This is a genomic window from Streptomyces sp. NPDC017936, assembly GCF_044328485.1.
In the GTDB taxonomy this organism is placed as follows: domain Bacteria; phylum Actinomycetota; class Actinomycetes; order Streptomycetales; family Streptomycetaceae; genus Streptomyces.
In genome coordinates this window covers 545143-571316 of the sequence record NZ_JBIRHK010000002.1, presented here as the reverse complement: position 1 = coordinate 571316, position 26174 = coordinate 545143, and the positions used below count along the sequence as shown (strand labels likewise).

Sequence of the window (26174 nt, the reverse complement as noted above, 5' to 3'; positions counted from 1 at the left end):
CACACGCATGACAGCCGAGACCGCGTTCGACCGGTGGCCGGTTCCCTACTCCTCGGCGGCCGCCCGCAGCGCGTCCAGCACGGGCCGGATCAGCGGGTGCTCCTCGGCGCCCCTGCGGACGGCCGCGAAGACCCGGCGGGTGGGCGCCACCCCGTCGACCGGCCGGACGACCACCCCGGTCAGGTCCATGCCGCGCAGCGCCGAGCGCGGTACGAGGGCCACGCCCGCGTCGGCCGAGGCGAGCGCCACGACGGCGCGGAAATCGTCCGAGGAGTGCTCCAGGCGGGGCTGGAAACCGGCGCTCTCACAGGCCAGCACGACCACGTCGTGGCAGGGGTTGCCGGGGTACGGGCCGATCCACGGGTCCTTCGACAGCTCGGCGAGCGGCACCTCGGCGGCGTCGGCGAGGCGGTGGCCGACCGGGACGACCGCGTCGAAGGGCTCCGCGTACAGCGGCACGTGGGTCAGGCGCGGGTCGTCGGCGGCCGGCGCCCCGCGGTACTCGACCGCGACGGCGACGTCGACCTGCCGGTCCAGCACCATCGGCAGACTGGCGTCGCCCTCGGCGTCCTGGACGCGGATCCCGATGCCGGGGGCGGTGCGGGCGAGCAGGCCCACCGCGGGGGCGACCACCAGGGCGATGCCGGTCGCGAAGGCGGCCACCGTGACCGTCCCGGCCGCCCCGGAGCCGTAGGCGGCCAGCTCCGCCTCGGCCCGCTCCAGCTGGGCGAGGACGAGGTGGGTGTGGGCGAGCAGGATCTCGCCCGCCGGGGTCAGCCGGACGCCCTTGGCGCCGCGTTCCACCAGGCGGTGGCCGGTCTCCTGCTCGAGGGCCGTGAGCTGCTGGGACACGGCGGACGGGGTGAGGTACAGCGCGGCGGCAGCCGCCGTCACCGTGCGGTGGTCGGCCACCGCACGGAGGATGTGGAGCCGCCGCGCCTCGATCATGGGACCGATTCTCTCAGTCCGCCCGCTGTGCTCAGGCCTCCAGTTCCGCCCGCGCCGCCACGAAGGCGTCGACGGCCCGGTGCACGTCGTCCGTGGAGTGCGCGGCGGACAGCTGGACGCGGATGCGGGCCTGGCCCTGCGGGACGACCGGGTACGAGAAGCCGATCACGTACACCCCGCGCTCCAGCAGCAGCTCCGCCATGCGGCCGGCCCGGGCCGCGTCGCCGATCATCACGGGCGCGATGGCGTGGTCGCCGGGGAGGATGTCGAACCCCTCCTCGGTCATCCGGCGGCGGAACAGGGCCGTGTTCTCGGCGAGCCGCACCCGCAGGTCGTCCGCCGCCTCCAGCAGGTCCAGGACCTTCAGGGAGGCGGCGGCGATCACCGGGGCCAGGGTGTTGGAGAAGAGGTACGGGCGGGAGCGCTGGCGCAGCAGCGCCACGATCTCGGCACGGGCGGCGACGTAGCCGCCGGAGGCGCCGCCGAGGGCCTTGCCCAGCGTGCCGGTGATGATGTCGACGCGGTCCATCACCCCGTGCAGCTCGGGGGTGCCGCGGCCGCCGGGACCGACGAAGCCGACGGCGTGCGAGTCGTCGACCATGACCATCGCGTCGTAGCGGTCGGCGAGGTCGCAGATCTCGCGCAGGGGCGCCACGTAGCCGTCCATGGAGAAGACGCCGTCGGTGACGATCAGCCGCCGGCGCGCGTCGGCCGCCTCCTTCAGCTGCCGCTCCAGGTCCTCCAGATCGCGGTTGGCGTACCGGAGGCGGCGGGCCTTGGACAGGCGGATGCCGTCGATGATGGAGGCGTGGTTGAGGGCGTCGGAGATCACCGCGTCCTCGGGGCCGAGCAGCGTCTCGAAGACACCGCCGTTGGCGTCGAAGCAGGAGGAGTAGAGGATGGTGTCCTCCTGGCCGAGGAACGCCGACAGCCGCGCCTCCAGCTCCTTGTGCACCTCCTGCGTGCCGCAGATGAAGCGCACGGACGCCATGCCGTAGCCCCAGCGGTCCAGGGCCTCGTGGGCGGCGGCGATCACCTCGGGGTGGTCGGCGAGGCCGAGGTAGTTGTTGGCGCAGAAGTTGAGGACCTCGCCGGGGCGGCCGCCCGCGGTGACGGCGACCGTGGCGGACTGCGGGGTGCCGATCACCCGCTCGGGCTTGTGCAGACCGGCGGCGCGGATCTCGTCGAGGGTGGCGCGCAGGTCGTCGCGCACGGAGTCGAACATCGGGGAACTCCTCAGGGATGCAGGTGGCTTACGCGGTCCAGTCGAGGATGACCTTGCCGCCCCGGCCACTGGCGGCGTCCTCGAAGGCCGCTTCGAAGTCGCGGTGGCCGTACCGGCCGGTGATCACGGGCGCGAGGTCGAGGCCGCCCTCCAGGAGCACCGACATCGCGTACCAGGTCTCGAACATCTCCCGGCCGTAGATGCCCTTGATGGTGATCATCGAGGTGACGATCCGGGCCCAGTCGACCGGGAACTCCTCGGACGGCAGGCCGAGCATGGCGATCCGGCCGCCGTGGGTCATGTTGGCGATCATGTCGCGCAGGGCCTCGGGGCGGCCGGACATCTCCAGGCCGATGTCGAAGCCCTCGCGCAGCCCCAGCTCCCTCTGCCCGGTGGCGATGCCGGCCCGCGACACGTTCAGCGCGAGGCTCACGCCGATCTTCCGGGCCAGCTCCAGCCGCTCCTCGCTGACGTCGGTGACGACGACGTTGCGCGCCCCCGCGTGCCGGGCCACGGCCGCGGCCATCAGACCGATCGGGCCGGCCCCGGTGATCAGCACGTCCTCGCCGACCAGCGGGAAGGACAGCGCGGTGTGCACGGCGTTGCCGAACGGGTCGAAGATCGCCGCCACGTCGAGGTCGACGGGCACGCGGTGCACCCACACGTTGGAGGCGGGCAGGGCGACGTACTCGGCGAAGGCGCCGTCGCGGCCGACGCCGAGGCCGACGGTGGCCCGGCACAGATGGCGGCGCCCGGCCAGGCAGTTGCGGCACTTCCCGCACACGAGGTGCCCCTCGCCGCTGACCCGGTCGCCCACCGCGACGTCCGTGACGTCACGGCCGGTCTCGACGACCTCGCCGACGAACTCGTGCCCGACCACCAGCGGGGTGCGGATCGCCTGCCGGGCCCAGCCGTCCCAGGACCGGATGTGCAGGTCGGTGCCGCAGATGCCGGTGCGCAGCACCTTGATCAGTACGTCGCCGGGGCCCACGGCGGGCTCGGGCACGTCCGCGAGCCACAGCCCGGGCTCCGCCTTCTGCTTGACCAGCGCCTTCACGCTACGGCTCCTGTGGTGAGATGCCGGGCGCGGGCACGCCGAAGGGGCCCGCGTCCGGGGAGAGGGGTGGATTCGACCAGCAATCTGCCCCAGCCGGCCCGTGCGGGTCCATCGAGGATTTCTTAAGCGGCGCCACAGCTTTCCTTCACGCCCGACGGCGCGGTGCGACGGCGCGGTGCGACGGCGCGGTGCGACCCTGGACGCAGGACCTTGTGACGGGGAGCCGCTCATGACCACAGCCCAGGACCTGTTGATCGTCTCGCTGGACGTGCCGCCCGTGCGCCCGGTGGAGCAGGGCGAACTGTCCCTGGCCCTCGCGGGAGCCGAGGCGGTCGACCTGGTGGTCGCGGAAGCGCTCGCCGTCGACGGCGACCGTCTCGTCCCCGGTCTGCCGCCGGCGCCGCGGGAGGGCCTGCTGGATCAGGCCGTGTCGCTGCTCGTGCGGGTGGAGCCGTACGAGTCGGTCGAGGACTGGCTGTGGCGCCGCGGCCGCGGCCTGGCGGCGGCCTACATCGCGCGGCTGGAGGCGGACGGGCTGCTCACCCGGCCGCGCGGCCGTCCGTTCGCGGCGCGGCCGGCCCGTCCGGAGCCGGTGGACTCGCCGGCCCGCCGCCGCGCCGCCGAACGCTGGGCCCGCGGCGAGCCGGTCCTCGCCGCGCTGGCCGCCGCGGCCGGCATCCGGGACGAACCGGCCGGCGGCGCCCCGGACGAGCCGGCCGGGGGCGTCCCGGACGAGCCGGCCGACGCGGTGGTCACCGTGCTGGCCGCGGTCGGCGACGCGGTGACGGAACTGGTGGCCGTGCGACAGCGGCGGTCCGTCGAGGACGCCGCCTTCGACAACGTCTGGCGCGGCCTGTGAGGACCGCGTGACGCGCGCGGCCCCGGACACGGCCCCGGCCGTGCCTCCCGGGGCGCCGCCTCACGGCGGGGTCTCCTCGGCCTCCCGCCGCTCCAGCCGTCCGGCGAGGTCCGCCGCGGTCGCCTTGACGGTCTCCAGTCCCGTCCGCCCCCAGGTCCGGGGCGCGAGGTCGGCGACGCACACCGTGCCGAGCGCCGTCCCGCTGGTGTCGAGGAGCGGGGCGCCGAGGTAGGAACGGATGCCGTACTCGTCGACCACGGGGTTGCCCGCGAAGCGCGGGTAGTCGCGGACGTCCTCCAGGACCAGCGCCTTGCGCCGGACGACGACGTGCGGGCAGTAGCCGTAGTCGCGGGTCAGCCGGCGGCCCAGCTCGGGCTTGCCGCCCCGGACGGCCGCGTCGCCCCGCGGGGCGTGCAGTCCGGCGAAGAACTGCCGTTCCTCGCCGATGAAGTTGACCATGGCGTACGGCGCGCCGGTGAGCTCGGCGAGGCGGTCCGCGAAGGCGTCCAGGACGGGCTCCGGCCGGTCGCCGAGGCCGAGCCGGCGCAGTCTGCGGGTGCGGGCGGGGGCCCCCTTGTCCTCGGGCGTGAGCAGCAGGCGGCCGGCCGGGCCCGGCGGGTCGTATCTCATGGGCGGGCTCCGTCGCGGTGGGCGTACGGCATGTGCGGCTCCGGTGCGTCGGGGACGGGGATCACCTGTGGGCGCCGTGACTCGGCCGGGGCACCGCCGGCGCGTGCGCGATGAGGTGCCTGACCAGGGTGAGCAGCGTCTGGACGCCGGAGGCGGAGATGCGGGCGTCGCAGCGCACGACGGGGATCTCCGCGGACAGGTCGAGGGCGGCGCGCACCTCCTCGGGCTCGTAGCGGTGGGCGCCGTCGAACTCGTTGAGGGCGACGACGAAGCCGAGACCGCGCTCCTCGAAGAAGTCGACGGCCGCGAAGCACTCCTGCAGGCGCCGGGTGTCGGCGAGGACGACCGCGCCGAGCGCGCCCTCGGACAGCTCGTCCCACATGAACCAGAACCGCTCCTGCCCGGGTGTGCCGAACAGGTACAGGACGTGCTGCGGGTCGAGGCTGATGCGGCCGAAGTCCATCGCGACGGTCGTCTCGACCTTGTTCTCGATGCCGTCGAGGTTGTCGGTCGCGGCGCCGGCCGTGGTGAGCAACTCCTCGGTGCTGAGCGGCGCGATCTCGCTGACCGCGCCGACGAACGTCGTCTTGCCGACCCCGAACCCGCCCGCCACCAGGATCTTCAGCGCGGTGGGGAAGGGCTCGGGACCGTCGTCGTGGTCGTGGCGCTCAGAGCTGTCGTCGTAGTCCATCGAGCACTGCCTCCAGTAGGGCCCGGTCGGTGGGGTGGTGGGGGAACTCGGGGGGCTTGGTGGTCAGCGCGCCGCAGTCGACGAGGTCCGACAGCAGCACCTTGGTGACCGCGGCCGGCAGCTTCAGGTGGGCGGCGACCTCGGCGACCGGGACGGGTGCGAGGCACAGGTCGAGGGCCTGTGCGTGCTCGGGTCCGAGGTAGCCGAGGGGGGGCGCCCCGGTGGCCCTGACCTGGGACATGAGGTCGAGGGCGACGGTGGGTCTGGTGCGGCCGTTGCTGACCGTGAACGGCCGCACCAGGCGTCCGGCAGCGTCGTCGAGCCAGGGTCCGTCGCCGGCCGCCACGACGTTCAAGGCCTCATCACCGGCGGTTCGACGGCGTGCTGCCGGGGCGCGGTCACCAGGTAGGGGCGGACGCTCTTGACCAGCATCGCCATCTCGTAGCCGAGGACCGCCGCGTCGGCCTCGCGGCCCGCGAGCACGGCGAGACAGGTGCCGGACCCGGCCGTGGTGACGAACAGCAGGGTCGAGTCGAGTTCGACGACGACCTGGCGCACGTCCCCGCCGTCGCCGAAGCGGACGCCGGCGCTGCGGCCGAGGGAGTACAGGCCGGAGGCGAGGGCGGCCATGTGGTCGGCGCTGTCGGCGTCGAGGCCGTGGACGGACTTCACCAGGCCGTCGCAGGAGAGGAGGACCGCGCTGGTCGTGTGCGGTACGCGCTGTACGAGGCCGCTCATCAGCCAGTCGAGATCGGACACGTGGCCGGTCGGCGCATCGCTCGCCATGGTGGATCGACTCCTTGGGGTACGGGGGTTCGCGGGAGCGGTGGGGGCGGGGGTGGTCATCCGGCCGGTGCGCTCCCGTCGTGCCGGGCGGTGGAGGGGTGGCCGGGGCCGGACGCGTCGTGCCCCCCGGGGGCGGCGGGCCCGCCGGACGGCTCTGCCGGGGCGGGCGGCGTGCGCCGGAGCGGGTCCGCGGCGGGGTACGGGGCCTGTTCCGGGCCGTCCGGCCGCAGGCTCTGCCGGGCCTCGGCGAGGCCGATGCCGCGCTGGAAGGCGGCCATCAGGCCGGGGTCGTGCCCGGCGGGCTCCTCGGCGTCCTGACGCGGGGCCGGGCCGCCGCGCAGCTGGGGCACGAGGTGCTCCTGGGCCCGGCGGCGGGGAAGTCGGGGCTTGCCCATGGTGCCGCGCACCGCGCCCGCGCGCGGCACCGGTGCCCGCCCCGCGTGCTCGTCCACGACGGGCCGGTCGCCGGGCCGGACGCCGGGCAGGGCCCCGGCCGGATCGGCCCGCACCTCGTGGGCGCCGCGCACGGGCAGGGGGGCCGGGCCACCGCCGTACCCGCGGGGCGTGCCCTGCGCGGGCGGGGTGACGAGCGGGGCCGGTGATCCGGCGGGATCTCCGGGCCCGGGCGCCACCGATGACACGGCCTGCGAGGACGGTGGACCGGCGAGGCGTCCGGGAACCGCCTGGGACGCCGGGAGCCCGACCCGCGTTGCCGGTGATCCGGCGGGGTCTCCGGGCCCGGGCGCCACCGATGACACGGCCTGCGAGGACGGTGGACCGGCGAGGCGTCCGGGAACCGCCTGGGACGCCGGGTAGCCGGCCTGCGGGGCCGGGGACACGGCCTGCCGGGCCGGTGACACGACCCGCGAAGGCGGAAGGGCGGCCTGGGGGGCCGGAGGCACGGCATGCGGAGCGGGTGGCACGGGCTGCGGGGCCAGGGGCGGCCGTTCGCCGCCGGACGCGTCGCGCCGCCGGGCCGGGGACGGCGTGCCGCCGTCGGCGGGCGTGCTCCGCACCGGTGCGGCGTCGGCCCCGGGGCGCTCCCCGCCCGTGACCGGCGCACCGGACGGGCCGGTCCCGGCCGCCCCGGCGTCCGACGGCCGCGGCAACGGGGTCCGGGCCTGGCCCGGCACCGGGGTCTGCGGCTGGACCTGACCCTGCGGCCGGACCTGCGCCGGGACCGGGGCGGGGACCGGGACCGGAAGCGGAGCGGGGGCCGGGGCGAGGGCCGGGGTCCGCCCCGCCGGCGGTACCGGGGCCGGGCCCCGGCTGCCGGTCGCCCGGGGCGCGTGCTCCCGCGCGTCCGCCCCGGCCGGCGCCTCTCCCCCGCCGCTCTCCTCCGGCTGCGGCACGGGCACGCCCGCTGCCGGGCCCAGCAGGGCCTGCGGGACGACGAGGACCGCCTGGACGCCGCCGTAGATGTTGGTCTGGAGCCGGACCCGGATGCCGTGCCGGCGGGCGAGCTGGGAGACGACGTACAGGCCGATGCGGCCGTCGGCCAGCAGGAGGCCGACGTTGACCTGGTCGGGGTCGGCGAGCAGGGCGTTCACCCGGCTCTGTTCCTCGACCGGCATGCCGAGCCCGCGGTCCTCGACCTCCACGGCGAGCCCGGAGGTGACGAGGTCGGCGCGCAGCAGCACCTGGGTGTGCGGGGCGGAGAACACGGTGGCGTTCTCGACGAGTTCGGCGAGCAGGTGGACGACGTCGGCGACGGCGTGCCCGCGCAGTTCCCCGTCGACCGGCGGCACCAGCCTGACCCGCGAGTACTGCTCGACCTCGGCGATGGCGGAGCGCAGCACCTCGGTCACGGGGACCGGGTTGCTCCACTGCCGCCGGGAGACGGCCCCGCCGAGGACGGCGAGGTTCTCGGCGTGGCGGCGGATGCGGGTGGCGAGGTGGTCGACGTGGAAGAGGCCCTTGAGGAGGTCGGGGTCCTCGATCTCGTTCTCCAGCTCGTCGAGGATCGAGATCTCGCGGTGCACGAGCGACTGCAGGCGCCGCGCGAGGTTGACGAAGACCTCGAGCTTCTGCTCGCTGCCGGCCTGGCTGGAGAGCCGGGCGGCCTGGACGACGGCGGTGACGGCCCCGTCGTGGGCGCGGGACAGGTCCGCGGCGAGCAGTTCGAACGCGTCGGCGCCGGCGGGCGGGCCGCCGTGCGGCGCGCGCCGGGCCGGGACCTCGCCGCGGCGCAGGGTGTCGAGCAGGGCGCGCAGGTCGGCCTCGCCGCGCGCGCTGCTGCGGCGCAGCGCCTCGACGCGGTCGCTGACGGAGCGCGCGGCGCGGCCGGCGGCCACGGCCGCGATCACGATGCCCGCGGTCGTCACGCCGAGCGCGCCGGCCAGCACCGCCCACAGGGTCGGGCCGGGCCGGACGCCGGTGGAGCGCACGGCGAACAGCACGGCGGCGCAGGCGCTGAGGGCGACGGCGGTCGGGGGCAGGACGGCGAGCCGCAGGAGTTGGGGCCCTATGTGTGTCTCGGCCGGTGCGGGTGCGGTGCGGGCGACCGGTCGTCCGTGCCGTCCGCCCTCACGGCGGTCTGCGCGTGCGGCCGGTGCGCGGAGGTGAGACATCGGGGTCCTCGTCCTGTGTCCGTCGGGCGTGGTGGTGCGCGGGATGCCCGACTCGGGCGTGCGCCATCGCGGTGTCGGTCGGGAGGGCCGGGAATTCGGCCGCACCCCGCTCGACGGACACTCACAGTAGTCGCCAACGCAACATGTGCGGTGGGCAGTTGACGAAGTCCCCCGGAGAGGGTCCCGCTCTGGTATGAGGTCTCGCACGAAAGACCGATAACCCTGCGACTTTTCCGGCACCAAGACGGGAAGAACTCGGTCACACCTGTTCAGAGGCGATCTCGAACAAAAAGCGAGGGCCGGGGAGCCCTCCGCTCCCCGGCCCTCGCACCGACCCCTTCGACGCCCCCGGTCAGCCCGCCGGAACCGCGTCCGGGGCTTCGCCGCCCTCGGCCGCCCCCGTCAGACCGTCACTCTCGGTATCCGCTTTGGCCTTTGCCGCCGCGGCGACCGGGGGCGGCCAGCCACCCGCCGGGGCGAGCGCGGCACCGCGCCACCACGGCTCGGCCGGAACGGTCTCGGCGGCCGGCTCGAAGGGCTCGCCGGGCCGGGGCAGCGCGACGGGCGCGCCGGCCGCCTCCGCGGCGGCCAGGGTGCCCTCGCCGGGCTCCGCCCACGCGTGCGTGGCGAGGTTGAAGGTGGCCCAGTGGATCGGCAGGAACACGCCCGCCGGACCGCCCTGGAGGTCGAGATGGGCGCGCAGGCCCTCCTGGGGCGTCATGTGGATGTCGGGCCAGAAGTCGGAGTACGCGCCGATCTGGATCATCGTCGCGTCGAACGGCCCGTGTGCGGCGCCGATGTCCTTGAAGCCCTCGAAGTAGCCGGTGTCCCCGCTGTGGTAGATCCGGTGGTCGTCGCCCGCGACGACCCAGGACGCCCACAGGGTGTGCTGGGTGTTGCGCAGCCCGCGGCCGCAGAAGTGACGGGCCGGGGTGGCGGTGAGGGTGAGCCCGCCGACCCGGGTCGACTCGTGCCAGTCCAGCTCGCGCAGCCGGTCGGCGGACACGCCCCAGTGCTCGAGGTGGGCGCCGACGCCGAGCGGGACGGCGAAGAGCGTGTCCGTGCCGGCCAGCGCCTTGATCGTGGGCATGTCCAGGTGGTCGTAGTGGTCGTGCGAGACGACGACGACGTCGACCGGGCCGAGGGCGGCGAGCGGCAGCGGGACGGGGTGCAGCCGCTTCGGGCCCGCGAAGGGGAAGGGGGAGCAGCGCTCGCCCCAGACGGGGTCGAACAGCACGCGCCGCCCGTCGATCTCCGCGAGCACGCTGGAGTGGCCCATCCAGGTCAGCCGCAGACCCGTGGCGGGCGGCCGCGCCAAGTCGGCGAGGGTGGTGGCGTGCACCGGGACCGTGCCGGCGGGGGCGCGGCGCGGACGGGAGTCCTTGTCGAAGAACACCTTGGCGAAGTCGAGGGCGGAGCCCGAGGGGCGGGTGCGCGCCGGGCCGCCGGGGTTCTGGAAGACCCCGTCCTTGAAGTGGGGTGATCTGCGGATGCGCGCCAGGCGCTCACCGCTCGGGTCCGCGCCGAAGGCCTCGGGCTGCAACGCGCGGAGCCCGGGGCTCAGGGAACGGGAACCGGGCACGGTACCTCCAGGTGGAGTCGCTGAGGATTCCCATTATGGTCGGCTCCTACGACAGAGCCGGACCGGCCTCGTCCGGGGCCCGCGACGACGGCCGGCCCGGCGGCCCCGCCTCGTCGACCTGCCGCTCCCCTCCTGACACCGACTCACGGTTCAGCAACGGTTCCGGTCGAGGAGTCCGCGCGACCGCCCCCTCGTCGTCCCTCGCCCGGACCGGCTGGACCGGCTGGACCGGCTGGACCGGCTGCCGGGGCTCCCTGGTCGTCGACCGGCTCGTGCGCGGGCCGTGCGGCGCGCGGCGGCCGCCGGTCGTCGCCGAGCGGTTCGGCCGCCACCGCCGCCTCTGACGGCGTCGGCGCAGGTCGCGGGGGCTGTGTAGGGTGACGCCCGTGGCGAGAGTCCGGTTGAGCGTGGCCGAGCGGCGCGAGGAGCTGCTGCGGGCCGCCATCGAGCAGATCGAGGCGCGGGGCGTGGCGGCGGTCAGGATCGCCGACGTGGCCGCGGCGCTCGGCGTGAGCAACGCGCTCGTGCTCTACCACTTCTCCACCAAGGAGAAGCTGGTCGCCGCCGCGTTCGCCCGCGCGGCCGAGGACGACCTGGCCCGTCTGCGCAAGCTGCTCGGCCGCCGCACCACCGCCCTGCGCCGGCTGCGGTCGGCGGTGCGCTGGTACGCGCCGACCGGCCAGGCCAAGGGCTGGCGGCTGTGGATCGAGGGCTGGGCGGTGTCGTTGCGCGAGCCCGCCCTGCGGGAGGTGGCCCGCGACCTCGACCGGCGGTGGAAGGCGGCGCTGACCGAGGTGATCGGGGAGGGCGTGGCCGCGGGCGAGTTCCGCTGCCCCGACCCGTCGGGCGCCGCCCTGCGCCTGACGGCCCTGCTCGACGGCCTCGCCGTGCAGTTGACGTCCTATCAGGGCACGGTGTCGCGGGCCCGGGCCGAGGAGTGGGTGGACCAGGCGCTGGCCCGGGAACTCGCGCTGGACGACGGCACGGTGGGCGCCCCGGAGCGCTGAGGGCCCCGGCGGGCGCGGGGGCACGGCGGCGGCTCGTCCGGAGCGGGCACGCGGGGCGGCCGGCCGCCCCCCGTCGACGGCCGGCCGTGCCCCGGCGGTTCACGCCACCGCGGCGATCCGCATCTTGATGTCGTGCGGCGACAGCGTGCCCTTGGCCGTGACGTGGTCGCCCGAGGACTCCCCGCGCAGCCGGCGCCCGATCCACGGCACCAGGTACTCGCGCGCCCAGTGCACGTCGTCGCGCCGGATCTCCAGGGTGCCGCGCGGCGGCAGGGGCGGCCAGGGCTGCTCCGGGTCGGCCGGCACCTGGAGGCCGAGGACCTGTCCGGCGCGCAGCGCCACGCGCGTGTGCCCCTCCGGGGAGAGGTGGAGCCGGTCGTGGTCCCAGGCCCGGCGGTCCTGCACCGACTTCAGGGACCACAGGTCGAGCACCGGGCAGCCGTACCGGTCGGCGACGGCGCGGACGTGCCCGTTGTAGGTGGCGATCTTGCCGCGCAGGTGCTTGAGCACGGGAACGCCGCGGGTGTCGAACCCGGTCGTCACCATCACCGTCCCCGCCGTGGCGGTCAGCGCGGCGATCGCCCGCTCGAAGCGCTCGGCCACCTCGTCCGGGTCGGTGCCGGGACGCAGGATGTCGTTGCCGCCCGCGCAGAAGGAGACCAGGTCGGGAGCGAGCTCCACCGCCCTGGGCAGCTGGTCGGCCATGATCTGGTCGAGGAGTTTGCCGCGCACCGCGAGGTTGGTGTAGTTGAAGTCGCCCTCGGGCCGCCGGTCCGCGAGCAGCACCGCGAACCGGTCGGCCCAGCCGACGAACGCCCCGTCGGGGCCGGGGTCGCCGACGCCCTCGGTGAAGCTGTCGCCCACCGCCACGTACGACCCGATCACTGATCTGTTGTCACTCTTCGAATCGTCTGCCACAGCAGTGCATGATTCACCTTCGAATGTGACCTACGCGACCGTAGGCAAGGGTTGACGGACGGTGAGATAAGCCACTCCTAAAGAGTTGGCCAATCAGGGAATAAGCGACCACACCCGGAAGTCGTCGATCCGGAAATGGCTCCAGGTGGTGCGGAAGGCGAAGTGCCCGGCGGTGTACGGCTCCGGGTCGGTGTGGTCGAAGACGAGCCGCCCGTTGTTCCACCACCGGACGGTGGAGCCGTCGGAGACGATGCGGACGTGGTGCGGCTCGTTCGCCGTCAACAGCGGCTCGGTGTAGTCGTGGATCAGCGGCCGGACCCCCGGCCGGCCGACGTAACGGCGCAGCCGGGTGGTGGTGTTGGTGTTGGCGCCGTAGCCGACGTAATACGTCTTCAGGTAGTCGTACTCGGCGAGGGCGCCGCCGCGCCGCGTGGCGAAGAGGTCGTCCGGGGAACGGACGTCGACGGCGTTCCAGAAGTTGTTGAGGTCGGAGACGCGGTCGTTCGCGCCGCCCGCGGAGACCGGGGTGGCGGTGTACTCCAGGACGTACGGTCCTTCGAGCCGCTGCTTGAACCAGATGGTCGCGCCGGCGGGCACGTCGACCTCCAGGGTGCCGCGCGAGGCGGTGACGGTGCCGCCCTTCTCCAGTTCGACGGCCCAGCGGCGCAGGCCGCGGCGGAAGTCGTCGTGGGCGATCAGGCGGCGGTGACGGGGTGCGGCGCTCGCCTCCGCCGCGGGGGCGAGGGCGGCCAGGGCCGCGCCGGCGGCCAGGGCGCCGAAGGCTCTGCGGGACGTGGTCACGGGAAAGTGCTCCTTCAGGGGGTCGTGATGCGGGGCGCGGGGACGCGACGGGTCTCGGTGCCGAGGTAGTAGTCGGTGTACGTCGACTGGAGGTAGCCGCGCACGGTCCAGCCCAGGCGGTACGCGGGGTTCTGGGCGAGCGTGTAGAGGCGGGTCCGCGTCGGCTCGGTGGTGGTGTACAGGCGCAGGGCGGTGTGGTCGGCGGTCTCGGCGAGGATCTCCTCGCGCCAGTCGCCGAGGAGGTCTCCGTAGAAGGGGGTGGCGTTGCGGGCGCCGGAGACGACGCCGGCCGGGTCGAAGAGCGTGGCGCTGGTCTCGGTGGCCGGGTCCCACTTCTCGACGCGGGTGAAGTCGAGGTTCTCCGACGCCTTGTCGCCGTCCCACCAGATGCGGAAGTTGACGCTGGGCGTGGTCGTGGAGACCTTGCCGTCCTGGACGTTGTGGACGCCGGCGCCGGGTGCGGTGACGTCGGCGGTGGAGGTCCAGTACTCGTAGCCGGGATGGCCGGGGTCGATGTCCCCGGTGCTGCCGCGGCCGACGTCGATGTCGGTGTCGTTCACCCAGTCGGCGGGGTGCTGTCCGGTGACCAGACGCTCCCCGGTGTCGGCGTCGTAGTAGTACCAGGGGAAGTTCGGGACGACGCCGAGTTCGGCCTGCTGGATGGCGAAGCCCTCCAGGCCGGGGCGGCCGGGATCGAGGTCGGCGATGTGGAAGCGGTCGCCGTGCCCGGCGCCGTCGACGACGTAGCGCAGGGTTCCGTCGCTGTTGACGACGTAGTTGCCGTCGGCGATCTCGTCCCTGCCGTCCCTGTCGACGTCGACGGTGCGGATCTGGTGGAAGCTGGTCGCGCCGCTGTCGGAGGGGACGACGTACTTCCAGCGGCGTTCGAGGTCCGTGCCGTCGAAGTCCCAGGTCTGGAAGAGGATCCGGAAGGTGCCGCGCTTGGCGCCGACGCGGGTGACCAGCTTGGTGACCAGGCTCGGGTGGACGCCGTCGAGATGGGCGATGCCGAAGTGGCCGCCGGAGGGGCCGTCGGCGGCGAAGTCGTCGGGGACGGGCTGCCGGGTGCGCTCGGCTCCGGTGGCGCCGTCGATCACCGAGACGAACTGGTCGGCGGGCGAGGCGGCGGTGACCCGCGCGCCGTCCGCGAAGGTGGTGCCGTCGGCCGTGTGCACCAGCACCTCGGCCTTCCCGTCGCCGTCGAGGTCGTAGACGGTGACGTTGTCGTCGTTGCGGTAGCCGCCGATCGCCGTGGAGCCGCTGATCGCGGCGGGCGCCGGGTCGTTGGCGCCGTTCCCGCCGACCTGGGTGTAGGAGCCCGGGCCGAGGTCGACCCGCCAGAGCCGCTCCCCGGTGAGGGTGTACGCCTCCAGCAGGTCGGACCGGTCGCGGGTCCCGGAGAGCCGGCTGACGACGAGTTCGTAGCGTCCGTCGCCGTCGAGGTCGCCGGGCCAGGCGTGCTGGACGGTGTAGCCGTCGGCCGCGGCGAGCGGGATCTCGGCGTACCCCTCGGCGAGGTCGAGGGCCGCGGAACCCGGCCGCTGCTCGCGCCCGCCCACGACCGCGCGCACGGTGTAGGTCCCCCTGCCCCGGGAGTCGTCCTGGTAGGTCGTCGACTTCCTGATCGGCTCGCGGTTCAGCCGGCGGCCGTTCTTGTACACGTTGAAGGCGATCGCGTCGCCGTACCGGGCGTACTCGGTGCCCAGCAGGCGCCAGCTGAGGAAGGTGCCCTCGCCGGACGGCACGGCGACCAGGCCCCGGTCGAGGTTCTCGACGATCCGGCGCGGCTGCTCGGCGGCCTGGCCGGCGGGCGCGGAGAAGAGCCCGGCCAGCAGGGCGGCGGCGGTGACGGCGACGGTTCTTCGGCGTCGGGTGGGGTTCACGTGTGGTCCTTCACGATGGGAGTGGTCGTGGGGTCGGCCACCTCGCGATGTCCGGTCACCGTCCATGAAGCCGAACGACGTTCGACGTGTCGGACATGCGCGGGATCGCGGAAAGCGCTTGTCCCCTACGGGAGATCACTGTCTCCCCCCTCCGTCCCGCCTGTCGACGGTCCGGCGGGGACCGCCATACGACCGCAACACAATGATCATGAAGACGCAAACACGCCGGAGGCCGGACCCGGGAAACGGGTCCGGCCTCCGGCGTGGGGCAGCTGGTCGCGCCAGGCGTCAGCCGACGGAGACGCCGTGCGAACGGAGGTAGGCGAGCGGGTCGATGTCCGAGCCGTAGTTCGGCGTGGTGCGGATCTCGAAGTGCAGGTGCGGACCGGTGACGTTGCCGGTCGCGCCGGACAGGCCGACCTGCTGGCCCGCGGAGACGGTCTGGCCGGCCGAGACCGAGAGCGAGGACAGGTGGGCGTACTGGGCGTAGTAGCCGTCGGCGAGCCGGATGACGACCTGGTTGCCGTACGCGCCGCCCCAGCCCGCGGAGACGACCGTGCCCGCGCCGACGGCCCTGAGCGAGGTGCCGGTCGGGACGACGAAGTCGACGCCGGTGTGGTAGCCGCTGGACCACATGCTGCCGGACATGCGGTACGGGGTGCCGACGGCGGCGTTCGCCGTGGGCAGGGCGTAGCCGCTGGAGCCGCCGTCGTTCCCGGCGCCCTGGGCGGCCGTGGTCCGGGAGGACGAGGACTGCCCGGCGGACTCCGAGGCCTTCGACCGCGAGGCCTCCGAGGCCTCCGAGGCCTTCGCGGACTTGGACGACTGCGACGACTTCGACGAGGAGGAGGAACCGGCCGCGGCGGACGGCGACCCGGTGGCGCCGGTCGCGGCCTTCTCGCCGATCGACAGCTTCAGACCGGGGTGGATCAGCGACGGGTCGTCGCCGACGGCCGCGCGGTTGTCGGCGTACAGCTTCTGCCAGCCGCCGCCGACGTGCTGCTCGTCCGCGATCTTGGAGAGGTAGTCGCCCGCCCGCACCGTGTAGGTCGTGGCGCTCGCGGCGGACTTCGAGCCGGCGGCGGCCGGCTGCGCGACCGGAACGCTCTGGACGGCCTTCTCCGGAAGCGAGGACACCGGCTGCGCGGCCGGTGCGGCGTGGGCGCCGGCGGCGCCGATGAGCGGGAGGGCGAGCGCGGCGCCACCGGTTCCGGCGGCGGCGAGGGAGCGGGTGAAGCGCTGGGTCTTCGGGCGGCGGTGCTTACCCTTCGCGGGCATGGCGGATTCCTCTCCGGCGCCTGCGAGGTGAGCTGTCGGGTGCGGGCTGGAGATGCCCGGCCGCGCCGGGGCGCGGCTTTACCCCGAGCCTGTTCCGGAGACCGGAACAGGCGGTTCTGCCTGTGGGTCCCCCGCTCCTGCCGTGCACGGGTGAGTGTGTGCGGGCTCCGGGCGGCGGCAGGATTCGGCGTCCGTCCGGATCGGTGTGGAACGTAAGCGACCCGGACGCACGACGACAAGCGAGGGTTGCCCCCCTGCCCCCTTCCTCCCGGCCCCCGGCGGGGAATCCCGGTCACTTTCCGTGTACCGGAACGGCCGCCGCCCACCGAACGGCCGGGAAGAGCACCGAAATTACGTGAACATGACGAGCGACGCACGGTCACGGATATGACGCTCCTCACGTGACGTGCCCCCAGGACCCTTTACTCCCGGCCGAGTTGGAATGAAGGCCCCCAATCCGGACAGATCACTCAGATGCGACGCAAGCGGATGACCGTCGCATCGAGGTCACCACGGAGCCCCGTGCGCATCCCGTGGTGCACCAGCACCGCCCCCCGGTGCACTTCGCCCGTTTCGAGGCATTCGTACGAAGCGGCCGGGTCGAGGCCGCGCAGCCGTACCGCCGGCACCGGCTCGCCGTACCGCTGCGCCTGGAGCCAGGCGAGGACGACGGACTCGTCCCCGCGCACGTACTGCACGGCGCTCAGGCCCCCCTCCGGGGGCCGCAGCCGGTAGAGCTCGCCGTGCTGCACGAGGGGCCGGATCTCCTTGTAGAGATCGACCCAGCGGCGGGCCTCGGCGAGCTCCTCCCCGGACCACTCGGAGAGGTCCCCGCCGACCCCGAGCACCCCGGCCATGGCGCTGACGAACCGGAAGCGCAGCGAGCTGACCCGGCCGTTGAGCTGGGTGTTCGGACTGTCGGTGACCCAGGCGGCCATCACCCGCGCGGGGTGGATCTGACTGAAGCCGTGCTGGATGGCGAGCCGGTCCAGCGGGTCGGTGTTGTCGGAGGTCCACACCTGGTCCGTGCGGCTCATGATCCCGAGGTCGATCCGCCCGCCGCCGCCCGAGCAGGACTCGAAGGCCACGCCCGGATGGGCCGCCCGCAGCCGGTCCAGCAGCGCGTACAGGGCGCGCACGTGGTCCACCCAGAGCCGCTGGGGGTAGTCGTCGTCCGGCCAGCCGGCGTCGGTGAAGCAGCGGTTGAAGTCCCACTTCACGTAGTCGATGGGCGCACTGGACAGCAGTCCGTCGAGCTGCTGCCAGAGGTACTCCTGGACGTCCTCGCGCGCGAGGTTGAGCACCAGCTGATTGCGCAGCTCCGTCCGCCTGCGTCCCGGCTGGTACTGCACCCAGTCGGGGTGCGCCCGGTACAGGTCGCTGTCGGCGTTGACCATCTCGGGCTCGACCCAGATGCCGAACTGCATGCCGAGCGCGTGCACCTGGTCCGCGAGCGGCTCGAGGCCCCGCGGGAAGCGCTCGGGGTTGGGCCGCCAGTCGCCGAGCCCGGCGTGGTCGCCGGTGCGCGCGCCGAACCAGCCGTCGTCCACCACGAACAGCTCGACGCCGATGTCCGCGGCCCGCCGCGCGAGGCTCGCCTGCTGTTCCTCGGAGATGTCGAAGTAGGTGGCCTCCCAGGAGTTGAACAGCACGGGCCGGTCGCGCCCGGCCTCCGGGATCACGTGCGCCCGCTGGTAGGCGTGCCAGGCGCGGCTCGCGCCGCCGAAGCCGGCGTCGGTCCACAGGCCGGCGAAGACGGGCGTGGTGAACGACTCCCCGGCCGCCAGCCGCAGCAGGCCCGAGTCGTCGTAGCCGGCGCCGCCGGTGATCTGCACGCGCGCGTCGGGCAGCTGGGCCACGGCGATCCGCCACGAGCCCGACCAGCCGAGGGCGCAGCCGTAGACCTCGCCCCGCTCCTCGGTCGCGTCGGTGTCCAGGGCGACCCAGGGCAGGTGCTGGTGGCCGGTGTGGCCGCGGCGGCTGCCGATGACCTTCTCGCCGTAGGTGAGGGGCCCCCGGGTGAGGCGGGACTCGGCGGCCCAGCGGCCGTGCAGCTGGGACAGGCGCCAGCCGTCGCGGTCGGGCAGGCTCCAGGCGGCGGAGTCGGCGCGCAGCAGTTCCAGGGGTTCGTCGCCGTCGTTGCGCAGGGTCACCCAGCGTTCGACGACGTCGTCGCGCATCCGGTAGTGGAGGGTGACGCCGAGCCCGGCGTCACGGAAGAGCAGGCGCAGTTCGCCGCCCTCGGTCTCGTGGCCGGCGAAGGTCCACTCGGTGCCGCGCCGCCCGGCGCCGCGCACCGACAGGGCGGGCCGGACGAAGCGGGCCCCGCCCTCCACCGGGTACTCCTCCCGGCCGTCGAGCGGGGACTCGAAGGACCAGTAGTCGGGCAGGGGGCGCTCGGCGAGGGCCTCGGCGTCGGCGAGCGCGAGCCGCGGGCCCCAGTGCAGGTGCACGAGCTCGTCGGCCTCGGTGACATGGACGGCGTAACTGCTGGCGGGCCCCGTAAGGAGCCAGGTGCGGCCGTCGGCGGCGGACTCGGGCATCAAACCCCCACTGATTCGAACAGGTGCGATCAAGCTCCGACATCATCAGGGGACGGGGCCCGCCTGGGCAAACACCCGCACGGCCCATGAGCCGGACACGTGCTCCTGCTCACTGTGGGCGATCCGTTGCGCCACGCATCGTTGTCGTATCGTCGGGGAAGCGTTCCGTCGGCCATCCGAGCCGCGCCGGCCGGGACCGACGACCGCCAGGAGCCCCTGTGACGCAGCAGATCCCGTCGACCGAGTCCCAGCTGGCCGGTGTGCGCAACTTCCGTGACGTGGGCGGCCTGCCCACCGTCGACGGACGGCGGGTGCGGCACGGCGTGCTGTTCCGCAGCGGCCACCTCGCGCACGCGACCGAGGAGGACGCCGCCTTCCTCTCCTCGCTGGGCCTGCACACGGTCTTCGACTTCCGCAACGCGGCGGACCAGCGGCTGGAGGGCCCGGACGTCGAGCTGCCGGGCGTGCGCAACGTGAACCTGCCGCTCTCCGACCCGGCGGACGGGGCCGAGTTCTGGAAGATGGTCCGCGACGGCGACATCGAGCAGCTGCGGGGGATCCTCGGCGACGGCAAGGCGGCCGGCCGGATGATCGCCTCCTACCGCTCGATCGTGAAGGAGCGCACGGGTGAGCACTCGCGCGTGCTGCACTCCCTCGCCGAGGACAGCGTCCCGGCGCTCATGCACTGCGCGGCGGGCAAGGACCGGGCCGGTCTGTCCGTCGCCGTGACGCTGCTCGCGGTGGGCGTGGAGCACGAGGCGATCATGGCCGACTACCTGGAGTCCAACGCCAAGCACCGCCGCTACAAGGTGCGCCGCAGCGGCACCTCCGCCGAGGCGTACTCCCCCGAGGTCATGGAGCTGCTGAGCCCCCTCTTCGAAGCCCGTGCCGAGTACCTCACGGCCGCGTTCCGCACCATCGAGGACACCTGGGGCGGTGTCGAGGCCTACCTGGAGCAGGGCCTCGGGCTGGCCCCGCGGACCCGCGAGCGGCTGCGGGAGCGCCTGCTGGACTGAGCGGGCGCTCCCGGAGCCCGGTCTCCCCTACTTGGCGCCGACCTCGAACAGCAGCCAGAGGAACCCGGCGAAGAGGTGCCCCACGGCGATGTAGATGATCAGCCGGATCCACAGGCTCCGGGGGAACTTCTCCTCGATGTCGCTCATGGCGTCTCTCCAGGGGTGGGGCCGAGGCACAGGGCGGCCGTCGGACTCTGCAGCAGGGTGTGGACGAAGAGGAGCTCGACCCCGTCGGGGTCCTGCGCGGCGATGCGGTGCGGGGTCAGCGAGTCGAAGTGCGCGCTGTCGCCCGGGCCGAGCAGGTGCGTGGTGTCGCCGAGCCGCAGCCGCAGCCGTCCGGCGAGGACGTGCAGCCACTCCTCACCGGGGTGCACCCGCACGATGTCGCCCTGGGAGCCGTACGGCACGTGGACCCGCAGGGCCTGCATGCCCCGCCCGGACGCACCGGCCTGCCAGTACGTCCATCCGCCCGCGTGGGTCGGCTCCATGTCGGCGGCCCGCACGACGGCGTCCCGGCCGGTGACCGTCTCACCGAGCAGTTCCGAGACGGTCGTACCGTAGATGCGGGCGAGCGCGAGCAGCATGGGCAGCGACGGCTGCCGTCCGCCGGTCTCCAGCCGGGAGAGGTGGGCGGGCGACAGGCCGGCGGAGCGGGCGGCGGCCTCCAGGGTGAGTCCGGCCCGGCGGCGCAGGGCCCGCAGCTGCGGTGCGACCACCGGCAGGGCGTCGGCCGGGCCGGGGCCGTGGTCGGCGCCCGGGCCGTGGCCGGTGCCGGGAACGGCGTCGGAGGAGCTCATGCCTCCATTCAGCACCCGGCTTTGCCTCTATGGCAAATCTCTTGCCTCAGAGGCAAAGCCGGCAGGGTGACGCTCCGGCCCGGTCACCGGTGGGCCACCGCCTGCTTGATCAGCGTCCGGCCGAAGTCCCACATCAGCCCGCTCCCGCCGTGGGCGTCGTCCATCACCTCGGTGAACGCGTCCACGAACCGGTCCACGTCGGCCTCGTCCACGACCAGCGGCGGGATCAGTTTGATCACCTCCAGGTGGTCGCCGGAGACCTGGGTGAGGATGCGGTGCCGCTGCAGCAGCGGGACCACCACCATCTGCGCGAAGAGCCCCTTGCGCGCGGTCTGGAGCATGGCCCACCGGCTGCGCAGCTTCAGCGACCTGGGCCGGCCGAACTCGATGCCGATCATCAGGCCCCGGCCCCGCACGTCGGCGAGCAGCTCGTACTTCTCGGTGAGCGCCGCCAGCCGTGATCTCAGCCGTTCCCCGGTGACCCGGGCGTTGGCGACGATCCCCTCGTCCTCCAGGACCGACAGCACCGCCAGGCCCGCCGCCATCGCCTGGGCGTTGGAGCCGAAGCTCGAGGAGTGGACCAGCACCCGGTCGATCGACGAGTAGACCTTCTTGAAGATCCAGTCCTTGCCGAGGGTGGCGCCGACCGGCACGTAGCCGCCGGAGAGCGCCTTGGCCACGCACACCAGGTCCGGCTCGACGCCGTCCTCGTGCTGGTAGGCGTAGAAGTCGCCGGTCCGGCCGAGGCCGGTCTGCACCTCGTCGGCGATCAGCAGCGCCTTGTGCCGGTGCAGCAGCTCCTGCGCGGCGCGCAGGAAGCCCGGCGGGGCCTCGTGCACGCCCTTGCCCTGGATCGGCTCGACGATCAGCGCGGCGACGTCGCCCTTCCTCAGCTCCTTCGCCAGCGCGTCGAGATCCCCGAGCGGCACGGCCGTGTCCGGCAGCAGCGGGGCGAAGCCGTCACGGAAGCCGTCCTCGCCGTTGACCGAGAGCGAGCCGGTGGTCAGGCCGTGGAAGGCGTGGTCGCAGTAGAGGACGCGGGGCTTGCCGGTGGCCCGGCGGGCGAACTTCAGGGCGGTCTCGACGGCCTCCGTGCCGCTGTTGCCGAAGAACACCCGGTCCAGGTGCGGGCTGTGGGCGAGGAGCCGTTCGGCCAGCAGTCCGGGCAGCGGCTGGCAGTCGAAGCGGGTGAGGTCGGCGAGGGAGGCGTCGAGGACGTCGTGCAGCGCCTTGCGCACGACGGGGTGGTGGCGGCCCAGGCCCATCACCCCGAACCCGGCGAGCATGTCCAGGTAGTCGTTGCCGTCCGCGTCCCAGAAGTGGGCGCCCTCGGCGCGCTCGTAGACCTTGTCGAAGCCGATGGTGTGCAGCATGCGCGGGAGCTGGTGGTTGAGGTACCTGCCGTGCAGCTCGTAGCGCTCGGCCCCGCGCTCGGCCAAGAGCGCGCCGAGGTCGAACTCCTTGGTCATTCGGTCTTCTCCTTGACTGAGCCGGCGGCGTCCTCGACCGCCAGGCTCGCGCTGATCCGTCCGGCGATCTCGACGGGCGTGAGGCCGATGTCGGCGAGCACCTCGGCGCGCTTGGCGTGCGCGAGGAACTGCTCGGGGATGCCGAACCGCCGCACGGGCACGTCGACCCCGGCGTCGCCCAGGGCCAGCGCCACCGCCGAACCGACGCCCGCGGCCCGGCTGTTGTCCTCGACGACGGCCACCAGCCGGTGCCCGGCGGCGAGGGCGGGCAGGTCCGGGTCGACCGGCTTGACCCAGCGCGGGTCGACGACCGTGCAGTGCAGGCCCCGGGCGGCCAGGAGTCCGGCGGCCTGCAGGCACACCGGCGCCATCACGCCGACGGCCACCAGCAGCACGTCCGGCCGCTCGCCGCGGTGCAGGACGTCCATGCCGCCCACGCGGCCGACGGCCGGGATCTCGGGTCCCACCGACTCCTTGGGGAAGCGGACCAGCGTCGGCGCGTCGTCCACCGCGACGGCCTCGCGCAGCTGGGCGCGCAGCTGCTCGGCGTCGCGCGGGGCGGCGATCCGCAGGCCGGGGACGACCTGGAGGACGGACATGTCCCACATCCCGTTGTGGGAGGCGCCGTCCACGCCGGTCACCCCGGCCCGGTCCAGCACGAAGGTGACCCCGCAGCGGTGCAGGGCGACGTCCATCAGCAGCTGGTCGAAGGCGCGGTTGAGGAAGGTGGCGTAGACGGCGACGACCGGGTGCAGTCCGCCGGTCGCCAGTCCGGCGGCGCTCACCGCCGCGTGCTGCTCGGCGATGCCGACGTCCCACACCCGGTCCGGGAAGCGCTCGGCGAAGGCGCCGAGTCCGACCGGGTGCAGCATGGCCGCCGTGACCGCCACGACGTCGTCGCGCTCCTCGCCGATGCGCACGATCTCGTCGCCGAACACCGAGGTCCATGACGGGCCGCTCGAGGGGACGAGGGGCGCGCAGGTCAGCGGGTCCATCACGCCGACGGTGTGGAAGTGGTCCTCCTCGTGGGCGAGGGCGGGCTCGTAGCCGCGGCCCTTCTCCGTCAGGCAGTGCACCAGCACCGGCCCGTGGAACCGCTTGGCCCGGCGCAGCGCGGACTCGACGGCCTTGATGTCGTGCCCGTCGATCGGCCCGACGTACTTCAGGCCGAGGTCCTCGAACATGCCCTGCGGGGCGAACGCGTCCTTGAAGCCCTTCTTCGCGCCGTGCAGCGACTCGTAGACGGTGTGCCCGACCACCGGGGTCCTCAGCAGGACGTCCTTGCCCCAGGCCAGCACCTTCTCGTAGCCGTCGGTGGTGCGCAGGGCGGCCAGGTGGTGGGCGAGGCCGCCGATGGTCGGCGCGTACGAGCGCTCGTTGTCGTTGACGACGATGATCAGCGGCCGGTCCTTGGCGGCCGCGATGTTGTTCAGCGCCTCCCAGGCCATGCCCCCGGTCAGCGCCCCGTCGCCGACGACCGCGACGACGTGCCCCTTCTCGCCCTGCACCTGGCGGGCCTTGGCGAGCCCGTCGGCCCAGCCGAGGGCGGTGGAGGCGTGGCTGTTCTCGATGACGTCGTGCTCGGACTCCTCACGGGAGGGGTAGCCGGACAGACCGCCCTTGCCGCGCAGTTTGGAGAAGTCCTGACGCCCCGTCACCAGCTTGTGCACGTAGCTCTGGTGGCCGGTGTCCCACAGGATGCGGTCCACCGGCGACTCGAAGACCCGGTGGAGCGCGAGGGTCAGCTCCACCACGCCCAGGTTGGGTCCGAGGTGGCCGCCGGTCCTGGCGACCGCGTGCACCAGGAACTCCCTGATCTCGTCGGACAGTTCACCGAGTTCCGCCTCGGACAGCGCCTTCAGGTCGCGTGGTTGCCGGATGCTCTCCAGGATCGTCACGATCGGGCCCCCTTCGGTCCGTGCTGCTCAGCTCACGGTGACGGCCGGCTCCCCCGCCGCGACGCCGTCCTGTTCCATCCGCTCGGCGATCCTCATCGCCTCCTCGATGAGGGTTTCCACGATCTTGGACTCGGGGACGGTCTTCACGACCTCGCCCTTGACGAAGATCTGGCCCTTGCCGTTGCCGGAGGCGACGCCGAGGTCGGCCTCGCGGGCCTCGCCGGGACCGTTCACCACGCACCCCATGACGGCCACGCGCAGCGGGACCTCCATGCCTTCCAGGCCCGCCGTGACCTCGTCGGCCAGCTTGTAGACGTCGACCTGGGCGCGGCCGCAGGACGGGCAGGAGACGATCTCCAGACGTCGCTGCCGCAGCCCCAGGGACTCCAGGATCCGGATGCCGACCTTGACCTCCTCGACCGGGGGCGCGCTCAGCGACACCCGGACGGTGTCGCCGATGCCCTGGGAGAGCAGGGCGCCGAAGGCGACCGCGGACTTGATCGTGCCCTGGAAGGCGGGGCCCGCCTCGGTCACCCCGAGGTGGAGGGGGTAGTCGCACCGGGCGGCGAGCTGGCGGTAGGCCTCGATCATCACGACCGGGTCGTTGTGCTTGACGGAGATCTTGATGTCGCGGAAGCCGTGCTCCTCGAAGAGGGAGGCCTCCCACAGCGCCGACTCCACCAGGGCCTCGGGCGTCGCCTTGCCGTACTTCTGCAGCAGGCGGCGGTCCAGCGAGCCGGCGTTGACGCCGATGCGGATCGGCGTGCCGTGGTCCTTCGCGGCGCGCGCGATCTCCTTGACCTTGTCGTCGAACTGCTTGATGTTGCCGGGGTTCACCCGGACCGCGGCGCAGCCGGCCTCGATGGCGGCGAACACGTACTTGGGCTGGAAGTGGATGTCGGCGATGACCGGGATCTGCGACTTGCGCGCGATGGTCGCGAGGGCGTCCGCGTCGTCCTGCGTGGGACAGGCCACGCGGACGATCTGGCAGCCGGACGCGGTCAGCTCGGCGATCTGCTGGAGGGTCGCGCCGACGTCGGACGTACGGGTCGTGGTCATCGACTGCACGGACACGGGGGCCCCGCCCCCGACCGGGACCGGCCCGACGTGGATCCGCCGCGACGCGCGCCGCTCGGCGACCGGCCGGAGGGGCACCTCGGGGACGCCCAGGGAGACGGCGGTCACGGCCTCACTCCCGGTTCCCGGAGACCGTCTCGCGCATCGCGCGCAGCGACTCCTTCAGCGATCCCATGGTGGCGAGGACGGCGGTGGGCTCGTAGCCGCAGTGCGCCATGCAGTTGGCGCAGCGCGGGTCCCTGCCGCGGCCGTACTTGTCCCAGTCGGTCTTCTCGATGAGTTCGCGGTACGTCGGCACGTACCCGTCGCTCATCAGGTAGCAGGGGCGCTGCCAGCCGAAGAGCGAGTAGTTCGGGATCGCCCAGGCCGTGCACGGGAAGTCGACCTTGCCCTCGAGGAAGTCGAGGAAGAGCGGGGAGTGGTTGAGGCGCCAGCGGCGCCGGTTGCCGCCCGCGAAGGCCTTCTTGAACAGCTCGCGGGTCTGCTCCACGCCGAGGAAGTGCTCCTGGTCGGGCGCCTTCTCGTAGGCGTAGGCGGGCGAGATCATCATCTCGTCGACCTCGAGGTCGTCGTTGAGGAAGTTCAGCACCTCGACGATGGTCTGCGGGGTGTCGGTGTTGAAGAAGGTGGAGTTGGTGGTGACGCGGAAGCCGCGCCGTTTGGCCTCCTTGATCGCCTCCACGGCCTCGTCGAACACGCCCTCCTTCGCCACCGACTCGTCGTGCCGCTCGCGCAGCCCGTCGATGTGCACGGCGAAGGCGAAGTAGGGGGAGGGCTTGAACCGGTCGATCTTCTTGCGCAGCAGCATCGCGTTGGTGCACAGGAAGACGTACTTCCTTCTCGCCACCAACTGCCGCACGATCTCGTCGATGTGAGGGTGCATCAGCGGTTCGCCGCCCGCGATCGACACCATGGGAGCGCCGGATTCGAGCACCGCTCCCACCGCCTGGGCGACCGGCATGCGCTGTTTGAGCACTCCCGCCGGATGCTGGATCTTGCCGCAGCCCTCGCACTTGAGGTTGCAGGCGAAGAGGGGCTCCAACTCGACGATGAGCGGGAACTTGTCCCGTTTGCGGAGCTTTTGTTCAGCCAAGTAGGTAGCGACCTTGATGGACTGGCGCAGCGGCATGGCCATTCGG

Annotated in this window: 24 protein-coding genes and 1 riboswitch; of the genes, 4 read left to right on the top strand and 20 right to left on the bottom strand. The window is 73.4% G+C overall.

The features are described 5' to 3' along the window. Window positions 1-45: 45 nt before the first annotated feature. From ACH4F6_RS06035 to tdh, 3 genes are read right to left on the bottom strand one after another with little or no spacing between them, the layout of a single operon-like run. Window positions 46-948, bottom strand: a complete 903-nt coding sequence (locus ACH4F6_RS06035; protein ID WP_397958661.1) for a LysR family transcriptional regulator — start codon at window positions 946-948, stop codon at window positions 46-48. A 31-nt stretch (window positions 949-979) separates the two neighbouring features. Continuing rightward, the gene (locus ACH4F6_RS06030) at window positions 980-2173 is read right to left on the bottom strand and encodes a glycine C-acetyltransferase (protein WP_397958660.1); all 1194 of its coding nucleotides are present in this window, start codon (window positions 2171-2173) and stop codon (window positions 980-982) included. A 28-nt stretch (window positions 2174-2201) separates the two neighbouring features. Further along, entirely contained in the window at window positions 2202-3230 is a 1029-nt protein-coding gene (gene tdh / locus ACH4F6_RS06025; protein ID WP_397958659.1) for an L-threonine 3-dehydrogenase, read from the bottom strand. 229 nt (window positions 3231-3459) lie between these two features. Between tdh and ACH4F6_RS06020 the strand changes: the two genes are divergently transcribed. Further along, window positions 3460-4089 (top strand): GPP34 family phosphoprotein, encoded by a 630-nt coding sequence (locus ACH4F6_RS06020; protein WP_397958658.1) that lies wholly within the window; start codon window positions 3460-3462, stop codon window positions 4087-4089. Window positions 4090-4149: 60 nt separating this feature from the next. On the opposite strand, the gene ACH4F6_RS06015 is transcribed toward ACH4F6_RS06020, so the two are convergent. The 6 genes from ACH4F6_RS06015 to ACH4F6_RS05990 form a co-directional block, all read right to left on the bottom strand. Then, window positions 4150-4719 carry a GAF domain-containing protein gene (locus ACH4F6_RS06015; RefSeq protein WP_397958657.1) on the bottom strand — a complete coding sequence of 190 codons (570 nt, stop codon included), beginning with the start codon at window positions 4717-4719 and terminating at the stop codon, window positions 4150-4152. A gap of 61 nt (window positions 4720-4780) precedes the next feature. Beyond that, the gene (locus tag ACH4F6_RS06010; protein WP_397958656.1) at window positions 4781-5410 is read right to left on the bottom strand and encodes a GTP-binding protein; all 630 of its coding nucleotides are present in this window, start codon (window positions 5408-5410) and stop codon (window positions 4781-4783) included. Then, window positions 5388-5765 (bottom strand): DUF742 domain-containing protein, encoded by a 378-nt coding sequence (locus ACH4F6_RS06005; RefSeq protein ID WP_397958655.1) that lies wholly within the window; start codon window positions 5763-5765, stop codon window positions 5388-5390. The genes ACH4F6_RS06010 and ACH4F6_RS06005 overlap by 23 nt, the downstream gene beginning before the upstream one ends. After that, window positions 5762-6196: a roadblock/LC7 domain-containing protein gene (locus ACH4F6_RS06000; protein WP_397958654.1), complete on the bottom strand. Its 435-nt coding sequence runs from the start codon at window positions 6194-6196 to the stop codon at window positions 5762-5764. Before ACH4F6_RS06000 ends, ACH4F6_RS06005 begins: the two co-directional genes overlap by 4 nt. A 56-nt stretch (window positions 6197-6252) precedes the next feature. Then, window positions 6253-8766, bottom strand: a complete 2514-nt coding sequence (locus ACH4F6_RS05995; protein ID WP_397958653.1) for an ATP-binding protein — start codon at window positions 8764-8766, stop codon at window positions 6253-6255. Between the two features lie 352 nt (window positions 8767-9118). Beyond that, window positions 9119-10348 (bottom strand): MBL fold metallo-hydrolase, encoded by a 1230-nt coding sequence (locus tag ACH4F6_RS05990; RefSeq protein WP_397958652.1) that lies wholly within the window; start codon window positions 10346-10348, stop codon window positions 9119-9121. 35 nt (window positions 10349-10383) lie between these two features. On the opposite strand from ACH4F6_RS05990, the gene ACH4F6_RS05985 reads away from it, so the two are divergent. Next, window positions 10384-10692: a hypothetical protein gene (locus tag ACH4F6_RS05985; RefSeq protein ID WP_397958651.1), complete on the top strand. Its 309-nt coding sequence runs from the start codon at window positions 10384-10386 to the stop codon at window positions 10690-10692. A 42-nt stretch (window positions 10693-10734) separates the two neighbouring features. Beyond that, on the top strand, window positions 10735-11355 hold the full coding sequence (locus tag ACH4F6_RS05980; protein WP_397958650.1) for a TetR/AcrR family transcriptional regulator: 621 nt from the start codon (window positions 10735-10737) through the stop codon (window positions 11353-11355). A gap of 99 nt (window positions 11356-11454) precedes the next feature. Here the strand turns inward: ACH4F6_RS05980 and ACH4F6_RS05975 are convergent, their stop codons facing one another. The 5 genes from ACH4F6_RS05975 to ACH4F6_RS05955 form a co-directional block, all read right to left on the bottom strand. Continuing rightward, a complete protein-coding gene (locus ACH4F6_RS05975) occupies window positions 11455-12240 on the bottom strand; it encodes an SGNH/GDSL hydrolase family protein (RefSeq protein WP_397958798.1) in 786 nt (261 codons plus the stop codon). Window positions 12241-12366: 126 nt separating this feature from the next. Further along, window positions 12367-13074: a DUF6250 domain-containing protein gene (locus ACH4F6_RS05970; RefSeq protein ID WP_397958649.1), complete on the bottom strand. Its 708-nt coding sequence runs from the start codon at window positions 13072-13074 to the stop codon at window positions 12367-12369. A gap of 14 nt (window positions 13075-13088) precedes the next feature. Continuing rightward, on the bottom strand, window positions 13089-14957 hold the full coding sequence (locus tag ACH4F6_RS05965) for a hypothetical protein (protein ID WP_397958648.1): 1869 nt from the start codon (window positions 14955-14957) through the stop codon (window positions 13089-13091). A 288-nt stretch (window positions 14958-15245) separates the two neighbouring features. Then, window positions 15246-16235, bottom strand: a complete 990-nt coding sequence (locus tag ACH4F6_RS05960; RefSeq protein ID WP_397958647.1) for a LysM peptidoglycan-binding domain-containing M23 family metallopeptidase — start codon at window positions 16233-16235, stop codon at window positions 15246-15248. A 4-nt stretch (window positions 16236-16239) separates the two neighbouring features. Next, window positions 16240-16398: riboswitch (cyclic di-AMP (ydaO/yuaA leader) on the bottom strand. A gap of 307 nt (window positions 16399-16705) precedes the next feature. Beyond that, window positions 16706-18778 (bottom strand): alpha-galactosidase, encoded by a 2073-nt coding sequence (locus ACH4F6_RS05955; RefSeq protein WP_397958646.1) that lies wholly within the window; start codon window positions 18776-18778, stop codon window positions 16706-16708. A 218-nt stretch (window positions 18779-18996) separates the two neighbouring features. On the opposite strand from ACH4F6_RS05955, the gene ACH4F6_RS05950 reads away from it, so the two are divergent. Then, window positions 18997-19794: a tyrosine-protein phosphatase gene (locus ACH4F6_RS05950; protein WP_397958645.1), complete on the top strand. Its 798-nt coding sequence runs from the start codon at window positions 18997-18999 to the stop codon at window positions 19792-19794. Between the two features lie 27 nt (window positions 19795-19821). On the opposite strand, the gene ACH4F6_RS05945 is transcribed toward ACH4F6_RS05950, so the two are convergent. From ACH4F6_RS05945 to hpnH, 6 genes are all read right to left on the bottom strand, one after another. After that, on the bottom strand, window positions 19822-19941 hold the full coding sequence (locus ACH4F6_RS05945; protein ID WP_397958644.1) for a DUF6126 family protein: 120 nt from the start codon (window positions 19939-19941) through the stop codon (window positions 19822-19824). After that, complete coding sequence (locus ACH4F6_RS05940) at window positions 19938-20591, bottom strand: helix-turn-helix domain-containing protein (RefSeq protein WP_397958643.1); 654 nt, start codon at window positions 20589-20591, stop codon at window positions 19938-19940. The genes ACH4F6_RS05945 and ACH4F6_RS05940 overlap by 4 nt, the downstream gene beginning before the upstream one ends. A gap of 83 nt (window positions 20592-20674) precedes the next feature. Next, window positions 20675-22060 (bottom strand): aspartate aminotransferase family protein, encoded by a 1386-nt coding sequence (locus tag ACH4F6_RS05935; protein ID WP_397958642.1) that lies wholly within the window; start codon window positions 22058-22060, stop codon window positions 20675-20677. Then, on the bottom strand, window positions 22057-23958 hold the full coding sequence (gene dxs / locus ACH4F6_RS05930) for a 1-deoxy-D-xylulose-5-phosphate synthase (RefSeq protein WP_397958641.1): 1902 nt from the start codon (window positions 23956-23958) through the stop codon (window positions 22057-22059). Before dxs ends, ACH4F6_RS05935 begins: the two co-directional genes overlap by 4 nt. Window positions 23959-23985: 27 nt before the next feature. After that, the gene (gene ispG / locus ACH4F6_RS05925; RefSeq protein ID WP_397958640.1) at window positions 23986-25143 is read right to left on the bottom strand and encodes a flavodoxin-dependent (E)-4-hydroxy-3-methylbut-2-enyl-diphosphate synthase; all 1158 of its coding nucleotides are present in this window, start codon (window positions 25141-25143) and stop codon (window positions 23986-23988) included. Window positions 25144-25147: 4 nt separating this feature from the next. Beyond that, window positions 25148-26170 carry an adenosyl-hopene transferase HpnH gene (hpnH, locus tag ACH4F6_RS05920; RefSeq protein ID WP_397958639.1) on the bottom strand — a complete coding sequence of 341 codons (1023 nt, stop codon included), beginning with the start codon at window positions 26168-26170 and terminating at the stop codon, window positions 25148-25150. Between the last annotated feature and the right edge of the window lie 4 nt (window positions 26171-26174).

Coding starts and splice junctions, on each gene's coding strand:
- ACH4F6_RS05945 (WP_397958644.1), bottom strand. CDS start 19,941: ATGAGCGACATCGAGGAGAAGTTCCCCCGGAGCCTGTGGATCCGGCTG.
- ACH4F6_RS05935 (WP_397958642.1), bottom strand. CDS start 22,060: ATGACCAAGGAGTTCGACCTCGGCGCGCTCTTGGCCGAGCGCGGGGCC.
- ACH4F6_RS06010 (WP_397958656.1), bottom strand. CDS start 5,410: ATGGACTACGACGACAGCTCTGAGCGCCACGACCACGACGACGGTCCC.
- ACH4F6_RS06035 (WP_397958661.1), bottom strand. CDS start 948: ATGATCGAGGCGCGGCGGCTCCACATCCTCCGTGCGGTGGCCGACCAC.
- ACH4F6_RS06020 (WP_397958658.1), top strand. CDS start 3,460: ATGACCACAGCCCAGGACCTGTTGATCGTCTCGCTGGACGTGCCGCCC.
- ACH4F6_RS05960 (WP_397958647.1), bottom strand. CDS start 16,235: ATGCCCGCGAAGGGTAAGCACCGCCGCCCGAAGACCCAGCGCTTCACC.
- ACH4F6_RS06030 (WP_397958660.1), bottom strand. CDS start 2,173: ATGTTCGACTCCGTGCGCGACGACCTGCGCGCCACCCTCGACGAGATC.
- ACH4F6_RS06015 (WP_397958657.1), bottom strand. CDS start 4,719: ATGAGATACGACCCGCCGGGCCCGGCCGGCCGCCTGCTGCTCACGCCC.
- ACH4F6_RS06000 (WP_397958654.1), bottom strand. CDS start 6,196: ATGGCGAGCGATGCGCCGACCGGCCACGTGTCCGATCTCGACTGGCTG.
- ACH4F6_RS05995 (WP_397958653.1), bottom strand. CDS start 8,766: ATGTCTCACCTCCGCGCACCGGCCGCACGCGCAGACCGCCGTGAGGGC.
- ACH4F6_RS05940 (WP_397958643.1), bottom strand. CDS start 20,591: ATGAGCTCCTCCGACGCCGTTCCCGGCACCGGCCACGGCCCGGGCGCC.
- ACH4F6_RS05955 (WP_397958646.1), bottom strand. CDS start 18,778: ATGCCCGAGTCCGCCGCCGACGGCCGCACCTGGCTCCTTACGGGGCCC.
- hpnH (WP_397958639.1), bottom strand. CDS start 26,170: ATGGCCATGCCGCTGCGCCAGTCCATCAAGGTCGCTACCTACTTGGCT.
- ACH4F6_RS05985 (WP_397958651.1), top strand. CDS start 10,384: ATGGTCGGCTCCTACGACAGAGCCGGACCGGCCTCGTCCGGGGCCCGC.